This is a genomic window from Streptomyces sp. NBC_01317, from assembly GCF_035961655.1.
Classification (GTDB): Bacteria; Actinomycetota; Actinomycetes; order Streptomycetales; family Streptomycetaceae; genus Streptomyces.
Genome location: NZ_CP108393.1, coordinates 6,773,521 through 6,788,186 on the forward strand (window position 1 = coordinate 6,773,521; position 14,666 = coordinate 6,788,186).

The window sequence follows — 14,666 nt, forward strand, 5'->3', positions numbered from 1 at the left end:
TTTGACAAACCATACGGTCCACTGCATAGTTATACCCATCAGTGAATGCACCGTAAGGAGAAACCCGTGACCGAGCGCGTCGTACTCGCCTACTCGGGCGGCCTGGACACCTCCGTCGCCATCGGCTGGATCGCCGAGGAGACGGGCGCCGAGGTCATCGCCGTTGCCGTGGACGTCGGCCAGGGTGGCGAGGACCTGGACGTCATCCGCAAGCGCGCGCTCGCCTGCGGTGCGGTCGAGGCCGAGGTCGCGGACGCGAAGGACGAGTTCGCCGAGGAGTACTGCCTCCCGGCGATCAAGGCCAACGCCCTCTACATGGATCGCTACCCGCTGGTCTCGGCCCTCTCCCGGCCCGCGATCGTCAAGCACCTCGTGGCCGCCGCGCACAAGCACGGCGCCGGCATCGTGGCCCACGGCTGCACCGGCAAGGGCAACGACCAGGTGCGGTTCGAGGCCGGCATCTCCGCGCTCGGCCCCGACCTCAAGTGCATCGCCCCCGTCCGCGACTACGCGATGACCCGGGACAAGGCGATCGCCTTCGCCGAGAAGGCCAACCTCCCGATCGCGACCACCAAGAAGTCCCCGTACTCGATCGACCAGAACGTCTTCGGGCGCGCCGTCGAGACGGGTTTCCTGGAGGACATCTGGAACGCGCCGATCGAGGACATCTACGAGTACACGCAGAACCCGTCCCTCCCGCGCGAGGCCGACGAGGTCGTCATCTCCTTCAAGGAGGGCGTCCCGGTCGCCATCGACGGCAGGCCCGTCACCGTCCTCCAGGCGATCCAGCAGCTCAACGAGCGGGCCGGCGGCCAGGGCATCGGCCGGATCGACATCGTCGAGGACCGGCTCGTGGGCATCAAGTCCCGTGAGGTGTACGAGGCTCCCGGCGCGATCGCCCTGATCACCGCCCACCAGGAGCTGGAGAACGTCACCGTCGAGCGCGAGCTGGCCCGCTACAAGCGGCAGGTCGAGCAGCGCTGGGGCGAGATGGTCTACGACGGCCTGTGGTTCTCGCCGCTCAAGCGCGCCCTGGACGGCTTCATCAACGAGGCCAACCAGCACGTCACCGGCGACATCCGGATGACCCTGCACGGCGGGCGCGCCGTCGTCACCGGCCGGAAGTCCGAGGAGTCGCTGTACGACTTCAACCTCGCCACGTACGACTCGGGCGACACGTTCGACCAGTCCAAGGCGCAGGGCTTCATCGAGATCTTCGGCCTCTCGTCCAAGATCGCCGCCAAGCGCGACCTGGTCTGATCCTTCTCCCTCCCTCCGCACGGCATCCGCCTCCCCGTTCCTCCGTGGCGGGGAGGCGGTGGCACTTCCGATCCCTCCGAGGAGCAGCAGTGAGCAGCAACAAGGGTGATGTCCGGCTCTGGGGCGGCCGTTTCGCAGACGGTCCCTCCGAGGCGCTGGCCGCGTTGTCGGCGTCCGTCCACTTCGACTGGCGGCTCGCCCCGTACGACATCGCCGGCTCCCGCGCCCACGCCCGCGTCCTCCACAAGGCGGGGCTGCTCACCGCCGACGAGCTGACCCGGATGCTCGACGGTCTCGACCGGCTCGAATCCGACGTCGCCGACGGCTCGTTCACCGGCACGGTCGCCGACGAGGACGTCCACACCGCCCTGGAGCGTGGCCTGCTGGAGCGGCTCGGCGCCGATCTCGGCGGCAAGCTGCGCGCCGGCCGGTCCCGCAACGACCAGGTCGCCACACTCTTCCGGATGTACCTGCGCGACCACGCCCGGATCATCGGCGGCCTGATCACCGACCTCCAGAGCGCGCTGGTCGGCCTCGCCGAGGCCCACCAGTCCGTCGCGATGCCGGGCCGTACGCACCTCCAGCACGCCCAGCCCGTCCTCTTCGCGCACCACGTCCTCGCGCACGTCCAGTCGCTCTCGCGGGACGCCGAGCGGCTGCGGCAGTGGGACAAGCGCACGGCGGTCTCCCCGTACGGCTCCGGCGCGCTGGCCGGCTCCTCGCTCGGCCTCGACCCCGAGGCGGTCGCCGCCGAACTGGGCTTCGAGCGGGGCTCGGTGGGCAACTCCATCGACGGCACGGCCTCCCGCGACTTCGTCGCGGAGTTCGCCTTCATCACCGCGATGATCGGTGTCAACCTCTCGCGGATCGCGGAGGAGGTCATCCTGTGGAACACGAAGGAGTTCTCCTTCGTCACCCTCCACGACGCCTTCTCCACCGGCTCGTCGATCATGCCGCAGAAGAAGAACCCGGACATCGCGGAGCTGGCGCGCGGCAAGTCCGGCCGGCTCATCGGCAATCTGACGGGCCTGCTGGCCACGCTCAAGGCGCTGCCGCTCGCGTACAACCGCGACCTCCAGGAGGACAAGGAGCCGGTCTTTGACTCCTGCGACCAACTGGAAGTGCTGCTCCCGGCGTTCACCGGCATGATGGCGACCCTGACCGTCAACCGCACGCGGATGGAGGAGCTGGCCCCGGCCGGTTTCTCGCTCGCCACGGACATCGCCGAGTGGCTGGTCCGGCAGAACGTGCCGTTCCGGGTGGCCCACGAGGTCGCGGGGGAGTGCGTCAAGGAGTGCGAGGCGCTGGGCATCGAGCTGGACCAGCTCACGGACGAACAGTTCGCCAAGATCTCCGAGCACCTGACACCGGACGTGCGGTCGGTCCTCAACGTGCCGGGCTCGCTGGCGTCCCGCAACGGGCGGGGCGGTACGGCTCCGTCGGCGGTGGCGGTGCAACTCTCCGAGCTCAAGGCCGACCTGGTGATCCAGCACGCCTGGGCGACGGCGAAGCGCTGACCCTCCGCGTACGCCCGCCAGGTGGTTCTACAGCGCCGCCGCCCAGTCCGCGAGCGCGTCGAAGTCCGGTCGGATCAAGCCGATCCGGGGATCGATGTGCAGCAACAGGGCGGCGGCGAGGTGTTTTTCCTCCACCCACTCGTGGTCGAACGTGGTGATGTCGTCGTCGACCCAGGCGAACGGCCGCCCCGCCGCGTACTCCAGGATGTACTGCGTCTTCCAGAAGGTCCCGCGAGGGGCCCTTCCGTGCATCTGGGGCCAGTCGATGTAGGGGAGTTCGGGCAGGCCGAGGTGCGGTCCTATCCAGTCGTTCGCCTCGCCCTTCCAGGTGGTGGCCCAGACGAGGTCGAACCACTCGGTGAGCGCGAGCAGTTCCACGCCGTGCTCGGGGTTGAGCCAGACCCGTAGCGCCTGGGTCTCGGTCCAGCCGGACGGCCGCATGCGATGGGTGGCGTACCCGGCGGGCCGTTGGGTCGGCTTGGCCGCGTACGGATTGAGCGGTCCGTCCACGTCGATGAGCAGGAGTGGCTTCATCCCACCATGATCGCGAACCGGGCCCCGCGAGGGGAAGGGGGCCCGGGGGGGAAGGGCCACCGCACGTGATGAGACATTGATGTCTCATCTGGGTTATGCTCGTCTCATGACTGTGGACCGTGACCAGGTGCTCCGTACCGCCGCCGCCCTGCTCACCCGTAAGGCGACCGCCACCATGGACGAGGTCGCCCGCGCCGCCGGGATCGGCCGGGCGACCCTCCACCGGCACTTCGCCGGGCGGGACGCGCTGGTGAAGGCGCTGGAGGAGCTGGGCATCCAGGAGTTCGAGACGGCGCTCGACACCGCGCGGCTGGACGAGGGCGGGGCGGGTGAGGCGCTGCGCCGCCTCGTCGCGGCCGTCGAACCGGCCGCCGGGCTCCTCGCCTTCCTCGTCACCGAGAACCAGCTCTTCGAGGGCGAGGTCGACGAGGGGTGGAACCGCCTCGACGCCCGCGTCTCCGCGCTCTTCCGGCGCGGCCAGGAGGGGGGCGAGTTCCGGATCGACCTCAGTCCCGCGTGGCTGACCGAGGCGCTCTACGCGCTGATCGGGGCCTGCGCCTGGTCCATCCAGGACGGACGCGTCGCGGCCAAGGACTTCAGCTATATGACCACCGAGCTGCTGCTCGGCGGAGCACGACGGAGCACGGAGAAATGACCACCACCACCCACCAGTTGACGAGCCCGGCCGGTCCGGCGAAACCGGGCGGGCCGCTGTCCCGCGCGGCCCGGTGGGTCGCGCTGGCCGTGCTGGTCCTCGCCGTCCTGCTCGTGGCCGTCGACGCGACGGTCCTCGGCCTCGCCACGCCGTTCCTCAGCGAGGATCTCCGGCCCACCGGCACGCAGTTGCTCTGGATCGGCGACGTCTACTCGTTTGTCATCGCCGGTCTCCTCGTCTCGATGGGCAGCCTCGGCGACCGCATCGGGCGGAAGAAGCTCCTGCTGATCGGAGCGACCGCGTTCGGCGGTGTCTCCGTACTGACCGCGTACGCGTCGAGCCCGGAGATGATGATCGCGGCTCGGGCCCTGCTCGGCGTGGCCGGCGCGACCCTGATGCCGGCCACCCTCGCGCTGATCCGCAACATCTTCCCCGACCCGAGGGAGCGCAGCCTGGCCGTCGGCGTCTGGGGCGCGACGGCGTCGGCCGGCGCCGCCGTCGGGCCCGTGGTGGGCGGCTTCCTGCTGGAGCACTTCTGGTGGGGCTCGGTCTTCCTGATCAACCTGCCCGTGATGGCGGTCCTGGTGGTCGTCGGGGTCAGACTGCTGCCCGAGTCCAAGGACCCGTCCCCGGGCCCCTGGGACCTGACCAGCGTGGTGCTGTCCCTGGTCGGTGTGATCGGGGTGGTGTACGCGGTGAAGGAGACGGCCGCGCACGGGATACGCGGGGAGGCCGCGGCGGCCGGTCTGGTCGGCGCCGCCGCGCTCTTCTGGTTCGTACGGCGCCAACTCACCCTGCCGAAGCCCCTGCTGGACATGCGGCTCTTCCGCAGCCGGGGCTTCTCGGGGGCGGTGCTGGCGGACCTGCTGACCATCCTGGGCCTGTCGGGCCTGGTGTTCTTCCTGTCGCAGTTCCTGCAACTGGTCCAGGGACGCGCCCCGTTGGAGGCGGGCCTGGCGGAACTGCCCGCCGCCGTGGGCGCGGTGGGCGCCGGCCTGCTGGCGGGTGTGCTGGCCCGCCGGTACTCGGTACGGTCCGCGGTGGCGGGCGGCCTCGCGGCGATCGGACTGGCACTGGCGGCCCTGACCGGGCTCAGCCAGTCCACGGGCTATCCGGTGCTGGGCGCGGTGCTGCTGGTCGTGGGCGTCGGCGCGGGCCTCTCCTTCACGGTCACGGCCGACGTCATCCTCGCGGGCGTCCCGAAGGAACAGGCGGGCGCGGCCTCGGCGGTGTCCGAAACGGCGTACGAACTGGGCGCGGCGCTGGGGATCGCGCTGCTCGGCTCGATCGTCACGGGCGTCTACCGCGACTTCGCCACCCCGCCCGGGGTACCGGCGGACGCGGCGAGGGCCGCACACGAGTCCCTGGGCGGCGCGTCGGACGCGGCGTCCACCCTCCCTCCCACCCACGCCACGGCACTGGTGGGAGCGGCCCAGGACGCGTTCACGGAGGGCATGCGCCTGGCGGCGGGCGCGGGCGCGGTGGTACTGCTGGCCGCGTCGGTGGCGGCGTTCTTCCTGCTGCGCGGCGAGAAGCTGGACGGCTGACACGAACGCCCCGTTCAGGTGACGGTGCCGAACCCGGTCGAGGGGGCGTCCTCGGCCGGGACCGGAATGGCCACGCCAGTCCCGGCGGGCGGTTCCGTCCTCAAACGCCGGACGGGCTGGGCGTCGCGGGCCGGACGTCACTTCGCCGAATTCGGCCCGGGTCCGGGGCAGCCGGGTCCCTCCAGCCCGTCCGGCGCTTGAGGACGGAACCGGCACGCCGAAGGTTCGCGGCGCCCCCCACCCGTACCCGTACACCGCCCAGCGTGGGCACACGCCGGACGGCCACCCCGGGCACGGGGCGACCACCCCCCACCCCACAGACGCGGCTACGCCGCCTTCGCCTTGCTCGCGTACATGTCCACGTACTCCTGCCCCGACAGCGCCATGACCTCCGCCATCACCGAGTCCGTCACCGCCCGCAGCACGTACCGGTGGCGGTCCATGCCCTCGTACCGGGAGAACTCCATCGGCTTCCCGAAGCGGACCGTCACCTTGCCGGAGCGCGGCATGCCCTTGCCGTCGGGCTGGAGCTTGTCCGTGCCGATCATCGCGAACGGCACCACCGGCGCCCCCGTCTCCAGGGTCAGCCGCGCGATGCCCGTACGGCCCCGGTACAGCCGGCCGTCGGGGGAGCGGGTGCCCTCCGGGTAGATGCCGAAGATCTTGCCCTCGTCCAGCAGCCGGCGCCCCGTCATCAGCGCCGCCACCCCGCCGTGCCCGCCGTCGCGGTCCACCGGGATCATGCCGACGCCGGTGAAGAACCACGCCATCAGCCGGCCCTTGAAGCCCTTGCCCGTGACGTACTCGTCCTTCCCGATGAAGAACACCTGCCGGTCACAGACCAGCGGAAGGATCATCGAGTCGATGAACGTCAGGTGGTTGCCCGCGAGGATCACGGGCCCGCTCGCGGGAATGTGCTCGGCGCCCTCCACGCGGGTACGGAACATCAGGCGCACGAGCGGGCCGAGCACTGCCTTGATGAGCGCGAAGCGGGACAACAGGTCCTCCGGCGTCGTGGATGGTCTCCGTGCAGGTGAGGACGATACTCGCGGGTCACGGGTCACCGCACGTCGGGTTCATCGACTCGATACCCAGTGTTGACGTGAGTTCGCGTCACGTTTGTGTGCCATCTGCCGTACGGAGGGGAGAAAAGCCTACGCTCGGGCCCCGTCGGACAGGTCTTGACAGGTGCGGGACATCAGGGACACCACCTCCGGGGGAACATTCCCGGGAACACACCAAGGAGCGTTCATGACACAGGGTGCGCGGCACACGCCCGGACGGCGGACCGTACTGGGAGCGGCGGTGCTCGGCTCGGCGGCCCTGGCACTGCCCACGGCGGCGGCCACGGCGGCCCAGGCCACCGAGCGCGGCCACGGCTCGTCCGGCGCGGAACTGCCCGTCCCGACGATCGTCGGCCACCGCGGTTCCAGCGGCTACCGGCCCGAGCACACCCTCGGCTCGTACCAGCTCGCCCTCGACCTCGGCGCGCACGTGATCGAGCAGGACCTGGTCCCCACCAAGGACGGCCACCTGATCTGCCGTCACGAGAACGACATCACGGCCACGACCGACGTCTCCGACCACCCGGAGTTCGCCGGCCGCAGGACCACCAAGGTGGTCGACGGCACGAGCATCACCGGCTGGTTCACCGAGGATTTCACACTCGCCGAGATCAAGACGCTCCGCGCGAAGGAGCGCATCCCGGCCGTCCGCCAGCGCAACACCCTGTACGACGGCCACTGGGAGATCCCCACCTTCGAAGAGGTCCTGCGCTGGGCCGACGCCGAGGGCCGCCGCCGGGGCCGTCCCGTCTGGCTGTACGTCGAGACCAAGCACCCCACGTACTTCCGGGGCATCGGCCTCGCCCTGGAGGACCGCCTCGCGAAGCTCCTGCGCCGGTACGGGCGGGACCGCAAGGAGTCCCCGCTGCTGCTCCAGTCCTTCGAGCCGAGCAGCATGCAGAAGATGGCGAAGCTGGTCGGCACGCGGCGCGTGGTCCTGCTCGACGCGGCCGCGACGCGCCCCTGGGACTTCCGGGTCGCCAACGACCCCCGTACGGTCGCCGACCTCGTCACCCCCACCGGGCTCAAGTGGATCGCGTCCTTCGCGCAGGGCATCGGCCCGACGCTGGACCTGATCATCCCCAGGGACGCCACGGGCAAGCTCGGCACGCCGACGACGCTGGTACGGGACGCGCACGCGAAGCACCTGATCCTGCACCCGTACACGATGCGCAACGAGAACGCGTTCCTGCCGGCCGACTTCCGGCGCGGCACGGACCCGAACGCGTACGGCGACGCCTTCGGCGCCTTCCAGGTCTGGTTCGAGCAGGGCATCGACGGCATCTTCACCGACAACCCGGACACGGGCCTGCTGGCCCGCGAGGACTTCCTCGCCCGCTGACCCGCCCGCCGACCCGGTAGGCGCCGGGTGGTTCCCCCACCCGGCGCCTACGCGGTCGGCAGGAAGCGGGCCCTGAGGCCCGCGGGAGCCAGCCGGTCGACGAACTCCGGCGCCACCGAAGCGGCGTTCGGTGACTCGATGGTGAAACGGTGCGCCAGCCGCGAGGTGGCCAGCGTCAGCTGCCGCATGGTCAGCGCGGCGCCCAGGCAGACCCGCGGTCCGGCGCCGAACGGGAGGTAGGCCGGTCCGGGCGCCGCCCGCCCGTCCAGCCACCGGCCGGGCTCGAAATCGTCGGGCCGGGGCCACCACCGGGGGTCCCGGTGGATCAGGTACGGATTGAGCAGCACGTCGTCGCCGGGGTCGAGCGGCCAGTCGCCCAGGGCGGTCGCGGTACGGGCGGTACGGGTCATCAGCCACGCGGGCGGATACAGCCGGAGCGTCTCCCGGACCACGGCCTCGGCCAGCGGGGTCCCGCCGTTAGCCGGCCCGCTCGCCTCGTCGCGCAGGTCGCCCACGAGCCCGGGGCGCCGGGCCAGTTCCCACACGACGGAGGTGAGGGCGGCGGCGGGGACGCCGTGGCCGCCCATCAGGACGCTGTGCAGCGTGGACACCACGGCGTCGGTGGACGGGGCCGGTTCGGCGGTGAGGAGAAAGCCGAGCAGGTCGTTCCGGGGCGCGTCGGAATTCTCCGCGCCCCGCTCCCGGACCAGGCCGGTCAGCGTCTCGGCCAGGCGCCGGTAGGTCCGGAAGAAACGGCGGTGGCGGGGGAGCGGCAGCCACGCGGGGAACTCGCGCGACGATTCCGCGAAGGGCTGGGTGGCGCGGACGGTCTCGTGGAGCAGCCCGGGAATGCCGGCGGAGTCCGCGCCGAAGCAGTACGCGGCGATCGTCCGGGCGGTGAGCGTCCGCATCATGGTGAGGACGTCGACGTCACGGCCGGCCCCGTCGGCGACGACCGCGTCGAGGGTCGTGGCGGTCAGGTCGTCGGTGGTGGCCGCCGCCGTCCGGTTGAGCCCCGGCCACGCGGACCTGCGGTCGGACATCCACGCCATGGCGTGTGCGGAGGCCTGGTCGAGATCCCGCCGCATGTCGAAAGGCGCCAACTCGGTCACGAAGGAGTCGCCGGTGCGGGTGAGTGCCTCGTGGGCGAGTTCCGGGTCGATGACGAACCACGTGTGGTCGTCGTAGGAGAAGACGTCACCGTACTGACGGTGGCAGCGCCGCAGGAAGCCGATCCGGTCGGCCTCGTACGCCCGGGTGTTGCCCCTCAGCCAGTGCCCGCGCGGCCCTGGCGGCCGTCCGGGCTTCTCGCGCTGCGCCATGAGCCCTCCCGAAGTGAATCGCGGGACCCCTCGTGAGGGATCCCGCGATCGGCGTTCCGCGCTGAGCCGGTCGGGCTACCGAGTGTGGTAGGGCCAGTAGATGTAGCGTCCGCTGACCCGCTTGCGGCCCACCAGGTGAGCCACCAGGCGCCGTGTCCGTTTCATGAACACCTCACTGCCATCAGGGCGAATAGTTTTTCGATCGTGACACGGACTTTTGCATCCGGCAATATCGCCTCATGACTACCGATGCCCCGCTCACCCGAGAGCCGTTCCGGCGCGGATACGCGGCCCGGGACAGGGACGAGAAGTGGTCGGGGAGGAGTGATCTTCCCTCGGGTGCGGTGGAGCACCGTGTGATCGGAATGCGTTCCGGGTCGTGAGTTCCCGGCGGCCGGCGCCCCCGTCAGCCGCGCGCCCCGGCGTGCCCCGGTCGGGTGACAGCCCCGCCGGGGAGCAACCGGCGGTGCGCGCGCGTACGTCCCGCGCAGCATGAAGACCGCCGACGCGGCCCCCGGCCGCGAAGACCTTTTCCACGCCCTGCGGCCGCTCGTCGCCGCCGAGGCCAGGGCCGAGGCGCCCGGCGCCGCCGTCGAGGCGCGCGACCTCGAACAGGCCGTGTGGGTACGGCTGCTGGAGCGGATGGCGGGGGAGGGGCCGCCTCCCGACACCGTCCGCTGGGTTCGTACCGCCGTACGCGCCGAGGCGCGGCACGGCCGCCGTACCGCCGCCCACGAACTCCCCTACACCCGCGCCCAGCCCGCCGCCGGCGCCGACTCCGACCCCGAGCGCGCGGCACTCCGTGCCGACCGGAAGCGTGCACTCCGCTCCGCCGTGGGCCGTACACCTGGGCGCTGCCCCCGCCTGCTGGCTGCGATGCTGTCGCCCGACGACCCCACCTACCGCGAAATCGCAGGAGAGTTGGGTATCTCACAGGGGAGTTTAGGGCCGATGCGTTCCCGATGCCTGGGATGCCTGCGAAGAATGCTCACACCGGAGATTGGCACCGCTGAACTTGGGGGAAAGAGGCGGTAGACAATCGGCGTACCAGGTGAGCGGGAGGCATGCACACATGGGCATGAGCGTGACCATCTCTGCGGCGAGTGCGCAGGACGCGGAACAGATCCTGAAGCTGCAATATCTGTGTTACCAGAACGAGGCCGAGCTCTACGGCGACTACACCATCGAGCCGCTCACCCAGACCCTGGACGACCTGAGGGCCGAACTCGACCGGGGGCACGGCCTGGTGGCCCGCCTCGGCGACGAAGTGGTGGCATCGGTACGTGGCACGGTCGACGCGTCCGGCACCGCGCGGATCGCCAAACTCATCGTCCACCCGCGTCTCCAGCGCCACGGCCTCGGCGGCCGGCTGCTCGACGCCATAGAACTGCACTTCGCGGCCGAACCGGCCGCGCGGCGCTTCCGGCTCTTCACGGGCCACCGCAGCGAGGGCAATCTGAGGCTCTACCGGAGCCGGGGCTACGCGCCGGTCTCGGCGGAGCAGATCGGCCCGCGCCTGCGCCTCGTGACGCTGGAGAAGGAGGCCGCCGCCGAGGTGTACGTCGCGAGCGCCTGACCCCGGGGGCCGACGTCCTGAGAGCGGCGCGGCCACCCGCGGAAGGCTGTTACGGATCTACGACGCGAGAGCGGAATCCCCGCCGGTACGGGGGGATTCCGCGACCCGCGGCCTGCGCAGCCACAGGATCCCCGTGACCGGCAGCAGCACGGGAATGAACAGGTACCCCATGCCGAAGGACGACCACACCGTGGAGTCCGCGAACGCGGAGGAGTCGGCGAGCGTCCACACCCCGACGGTCAGCACCCCCACCAACTCCGCCCCGCAGCACACCAGCGCGACCTTCCGCGCCGTCTCCCCGCCCCGTACGAGCGTGTAGGTGATGAAGACGTACACCACGGCCGCGACGGCCGACAGCAGATACGCCAGCGAGGCCCGGTCGTACTCGGTCGCGATCTGGTAGACCGAGCGGGACACCGCGCCCACCGTCATCACGCCGTAGAGCCAGACCAGCAACAGGCCGGGGCCCTTGACGAGCCTGGTCCGTGTCTCCGGCTCGGGCTGTGTCCTCATGGTCTTCATGGTTCAGCCACCCCAGATGTCGTGGAGCCGTACTTCGAGCACGGCCAGGACGACCGCCCCGGCCGACACCGTCACCGAACCCCAGCGGGTCCGCTCGGTCAGGGACAGGAAGCCGGCGGCGGGCACCGCGAGCAGGGCCCCGAGCAGGTACGAGAAGAACAGCACCGAGCCGTCGGAGGCCCGTTCCCCGCGCCCCACCAGCACGATCCCGACCACCACCTGGATCAGCGCCAGCGCCGACACCACGGCCATGCCGATGAAGTGCCAGTCCTTGGTCGGCTGGTCCCGGTACGCGGCGAAACCGCACCAGGCGGCGAGGGCGAGCGCGGCCACGGAGACCGCGACCGTCAGGGCGACAAGCATGGGCCCGAGCGTATTACGGCGGAATGACCGGCCCGCGCGCGCCCCCGGCCGTCCCCCGCGGTCACCCCGGCGCGCACCCCCGGACGCCACGTACTGTCCCCTTCATGAGGAGTGACATGAGGATCGACGCCGAAGCCCTGCTGTTCGACAACGACGGGACACTCGTCTCCTCCCTGGAGTCCGTCCTGCGCTGCTGGGGCCGTTGGGTGGAGGAGTACGGCATCACGGCGGACGCCTTCGCGCGGTACGGGCTGCACGGCCGCCCCGCCGCCGAGATCGTGGCCGACCTGGTCCCCGCCGCACAGGTGCCGGCCGCCGTCGCCCGTATCGAACAGCTGGAGATCGACGACGCCGCCGGCGGTGTCGTCCTGGTGCCGGGCGCGGCCGGCCTGCTCGCCTCCCTGCCCGGCGAACGCTGGGCCGTCGTCACCTCCGCCTCCCGGCGGCTCGCGGACGCCCGCCTCGGCGCGGCCGGGCTGCGTCCCAAGACGCTGGTCACGGCGGACGACGTCACCCGTGGCAAGCCCGACCCCGAACCGTTCCTGCTCGCCGCCCGGCTCCTCGGCGTGGACCCGGCCCGCTGCCTGGTCTTCGAGGACGCGCCCGCCGGGCTCACGGCCGCCCGGGCCGCCGGTATGCGGACCGTGGCCTTGGCCACAACCCACCTCCACGCCGAACTGGTCGCCGACGCGGTCGTCGACGACCTCTCCGCCGTGTCGGCCCAGGTCACGGCCGGGGGAGTGGAGATCCGTATCGCCGGCTGAGACCGGCCCCCGACCCGCGCCGCCGCTCAGAGGGCGTCCGCATGCTGCGACGGAGGAGTCCGCTATGCGGACGGCCCCCTTGGCAAAGTACTGACGTCTGCTTTACTTACCGCATGACCAGGACGAGCTACCGCGCCCCCGCGACCGAGGCGATCACGACGCCCGGTGCTCGTTGTCTGTGTCGAATGTGCGCCAACTGAGGGCCCCTGCCTGAGCCTCGCGCCCCGAAGCGAGGACAACAGCCGCGCCGTTTCCCGTACCACCTGAGGGCCTTCCCGGGCCCCCACGGTTGTGTACGGACCGCGCACGCCCCCCGCACACGCCGCCTCCCGGTCACCCACCGCATCGGCCGTGCCGTGTCGCCCTGAGCTGTGCCCACGCCCACCCCCCGTCTCCCTGACCCATGCCCATGCCCCTGCCCCCTGCCCATGCCTCGCGCCGGCGGATCCTCCGCCGCGCCCCCGACTGTGACGGAACCCCCCTGTGATCACTACTACGGGCCTGACGAAGGTCTACCGGTCCGCCCGCGGGCGCGGCCGGGAGATCACCGCGCTCGACGGTGTCGACCTCCACGTCCGCGAGGGTGAGGTCTTCGGTGTCGTCGGACAGAGCGGCGCCGGAAAATCCTCACTCATCCGCTGCGTCAACCTCCTCGAACGCCCCACCTCCGGCACCGTGACCGTCGCGGGCCAGGACCTCACCGCGCTCGCGGGCCGGGGCCACCGGGCCGGCAAGGAGCTGCGCCGGGCCCGCAGTTCGATCGGCATGGTCTTCCAGCACTTCAACCTGCTGTCCTCCCGCACGGTCGAGGACAACGTCGAACTGCCCCTGGAAATCCTCGGCGTCCCCGCCCGCGAACGCACCCGCCGCGCCCTCGAACTCCTCGACCTGGTAGGCCTCGCCGACAAGGCCAAGGCCTACCCCGCGCAGCTCTCCGGCGGCCAGAAGCAGCGGGTCGGCATCGCCCGCGCCCTGGCGGGCGACCCCAAGGTGCTGCTCTCCGACGAGGCGACCAGCGCCCTCGACCCCGAGACCACCCGCTCGATCCTCCAGCTGCTGCGCGACCTCAACCGCCAACTCGGCCTCACCGTGCTGCTCATCACCCACGAGATGGAGGTCGTGAAGACGATCTGCGACTCGGCCGCGCTGATGCGCGCGGGCAGGATCGTCGAGTCGGGGACGGTGAGCGAACTGCTCGCCACCCCGGGCTCCGAGCTGGCCCGTGAGCTGTTCCCGGTGGCGGGAGACGCCTCGGGCCCCGGCCGTACGGTCGTCGACGTCACCTTCCAGGGCGAGGCCGCCACGCGGCCGGTGATCTCCCAGCTCTCCCGTACGTACAACATCGACATCTCGATCCTCGGCGCGGCGATGGACACCGTCGGCGGCCGGCAGATCGGCCGGATGCGGATCGAACTGCCCGGCGCGTACGAGGAGAACGTCGTCCCGGTCGGCTTCCTGCGCGAGCAGGGGCTCCAGGTCGAGATCGTCGGCGCTCCCGACCCCGGTCTCACCAAGGAAGGTGCCAAGTGACCTGGTCCGAGATGCAGCCCCTGCTGTCCCAGGGGACCGTCGACACCCTCTACATGGTGCTGTGGTCCGGGCTCGTCACCGTCGCCGGCGGACTGCCCCTCGGCATCCTGCTGGTCCTCACCGACAAGGGCGGACTGCTCCAGAACGCCCCGGTGAACAAGGTCGTCGGTGTGATCGTGAACATCGGCCGCTCGCTGCCGTTCATCATCCTGCTGATCGCCCTGATCCCCTTCACCACCTTCGTGGTCGGCACCTTCATCGGCCCGACCGCCATGATCGTGCCGCTGGCGATCGGCGCCATCCCGTTCTTCGCCCGCCTGGTCGAGACCGCGATCCGCGAGGTCGACCACGGACTGGTCGAAGCCGTCCAGGCCATGGGCGGCTCCATCCCCACCATCGTCCGCAAGGTCCTGCTGCCGCAGGCCCTGCCGTCGATCGTCTCCGGGACCACCACCACCGTCATCGCACTCATCGGCTACTCGGCGATGGCCGGGGCGGTGGGAGGCGAAGGCCTCGGTTCCAAGGCCGTCACGTACGGATTCCAGCGCTTCGAGAACGGCTTCATGATCGCCACCGTCGTGGTGCTGGTCCTGATCGTCACCGTGATCCAGCTGATCGGCGACCTGGCCGTACGACTGCTGGCGCGCCGGGTCCGTACCGCGTAGGCCGC

At 71.1% G+C, this 14,666-nt stretch carries 15 protein-coding genes; 10 read left to right on the forward strand and 5 right to left on the reverse strand.

All coding sequences use genetic code 11. From position 1 onward, the window contains the following. The first annotated feature begins 66 nt into the window (after positions 1–66). Positions 67–1,260 carry an argininosuccinate synthase gene (locus tag OG349_RS29515; protein WP_327237475.1) on the forward strand — a complete coding sequence of 398 codons (1,194 nt, stop codon included), beginning with the start codon at positions 67–69 and terminating at the stop codon, positions 1,258–1,260. Positions 1,261–1,349: 89 nt separating this feature from the next. Continuing rightward, positions 1,350–2,777 carry an argininosuccinate lyase gene (argH, locus tag OG349_RS29520; protein WP_327237476.1) on the forward strand — a complete coding sequence of 476 codons (1,428 nt, stop codon included), beginning with the start codon at positions 1,350–1,352 and terminating at the stop codon, positions 2,775–2,777. A 27-nt stretch (positions 2,778–2,804) separates the two neighbouring features. Here argH and OG349_RS29525 read toward each other — a convergent pair whose 3' ends face one another. Beyond that, entirely contained in the window at positions 2,805–3,311 is a 507-nt protein-coding gene (locus tag OG349_RS29525) for an HAD domain-containing protein (protein WP_327237477.1), read from the reverse strand. Between the two features lie 106 nt (positions 3,312–3,417). On the opposite strand from OG349_RS29525, the gene OG349_RS29530 reads away from it, so the two are divergent. Both OG349_RS29530 and OG349_RS29535 read left to right on the forward strand, forming a co-directional pair. Continuing rightward, a complete protein-coding gene (locus tag OG349_RS29530; protein ID WP_327237478.1) occupies positions 3,418–3,966 on the forward strand; it encodes a TetR/AcrR family transcriptional regulator in 549 nt (182 codons plus the stop codon). Then, on the forward strand, positions 3,963–5,513 hold the full coding sequence (locus OG349_RS29535) for an MFS transporter (protein WP_327237479.1): 1,551 nt from the start codon (positions 3,963–3,965) through the stop codon (positions 5,511–5,513). Before OG349_RS29530 ends, OG349_RS29535 begins: the two co-directional genes overlap by 4 nt. 326 nt (positions 5,514–5,839) lie before the next feature. Here OG349_RS29535 and OG349_RS29540 read toward each other — a convergent pair whose 3' ends face one another. Then, the gene (locus tag OG349_RS29540; protein ID WP_327237480.1) at positions 5,840–6,511 is read right to left on the reverse strand and encodes a lysophospholipid acyltransferase family protein; all 672 of its coding nucleotides are present in this window, start codon (positions 6,509–6,511) and stop codon (positions 5,840–5,842) included. A 253-nt stretch (positions 6,512–6,764) separates the two neighbouring features. On the opposite strand from OG349_RS29540, the gene OG349_RS29545 reads away from it, so the two are divergent. Further along, complete coding sequence (locus OG349_RS29545; protein ID WP_327237481.1) at positions 6,765–7,919, forward strand: glycerophosphodiester phosphodiesterase; 1,155 nt, start codon at positions 6,765–6,767, stop codon at positions 7,917–7,919. A gap of 47 nt (positions 7,920–7,966) precedes the next feature. On the opposite strand, the gene OG349_RS29550 is transcribed toward OG349_RS29545, so the two are convergent. Next, a complete protein-coding gene (locus OG349_RS29550) occupies positions 7,967–9,241 on the reverse strand; it encodes a cytochrome P450 (protein WP_327237482.1) in 1,275 nt (424 codons plus the stop codon). Between the two features lie 492 nt (positions 9,242–9,733). Between OG349_RS29550 and OG349_RS29555 the strand changes: the two genes are divergently transcribed. Together OG349_RS29555 and OG349_RS29560 are read left to right on the forward strand one after the other, a co-directional pair. Further along, positions 9,734–10,276: a sigma-70 family RNA polymerase sigma factor gene (locus OG349_RS29555; protein ID WP_327237483.1), complete on the forward strand. Its 543-nt coding sequence runs from the start codon at positions 9,734–9,736 to the stop codon at positions 10,274–10,276. Between the two features lie 37 nt (positions 10,277–10,313). After that, complete coding sequence (locus OG349_RS29560) at positions 10,314–10,817, forward strand: GNAT family N-acetyltransferase (RefSeq protein ID WP_327237484.1); 504 nt, start codon at positions 10,314–10,316, stop codon at positions 10,815–10,817. 57 nt (positions 10,818–10,874) lie between these two features. Here OG349_RS29560 and OG349_RS29565 read toward each other — a convergent pair whose 3' ends face one another. Beyond that, positions 10,875–11,330 carry a hypothetical protein gene (locus OG349_RS29565; protein WP_327237485.1) on the reverse strand — a complete coding sequence of 152 codons (456 nt, stop codon included), beginning with the start codon at positions 11,328–11,330 and terminating at the stop codon, positions 10,875–10,877. Between the two features lie 12 nt (positions 11,331–11,342). Continuing rightward, complete coding sequence (locus OG349_RS29570; RefSeq protein WP_161311025.1) at positions 11,343–11,702, reverse strand: hypothetical protein; 360 nt, start codon at positions 11,700–11,702, stop codon at positions 11,343–11,345. Between the two features lie 116 nt (positions 11,703–11,818). Between OG349_RS29570 and OG349_RS29575 the strand changes: the two genes are divergently transcribed. From OG349_RS29575 to OG349_RS29585, 3 genes are all read left to right on the forward strand, one after another. Beyond that, complete coding sequence (locus OG349_RS29575; RefSeq protein ID WP_327238780.1) at positions 11,819–12,466, forward strand: HAD family hydrolase; 648 nt, start codon at positions 11,819–11,821, stop codon at positions 12,464–12,466. 483 nt (positions 12,467–12,949) lie between these two features. Next, the gene (locus tag OG349_RS29580) at positions 12,950–13,996 is read left to right on the forward strand and encodes a methionine ABC transporter ATP-binding protein (RefSeq protein ID WP_327237486.1); all 1,047 of its coding nucleotides are present in this window, start codon (positions 12,950–12,952) and stop codon (positions 13,994–13,996) included. Next, positions 13,993–14,661, forward strand: coding sequence for a methionine ABC transporter permease (locus OG349_RS29585; RefSeq protein ID WP_327237487.1), 669 nt, complete (start codon positions 13,993–13,995; stop codon positions 14,659–14,661). Before OG349_RS29580 ends, OG349_RS29585 begins: the two co-directional genes overlap by 4 nt. Positions 14,662–14,666 lie beyond the last annotated feature (5 nt).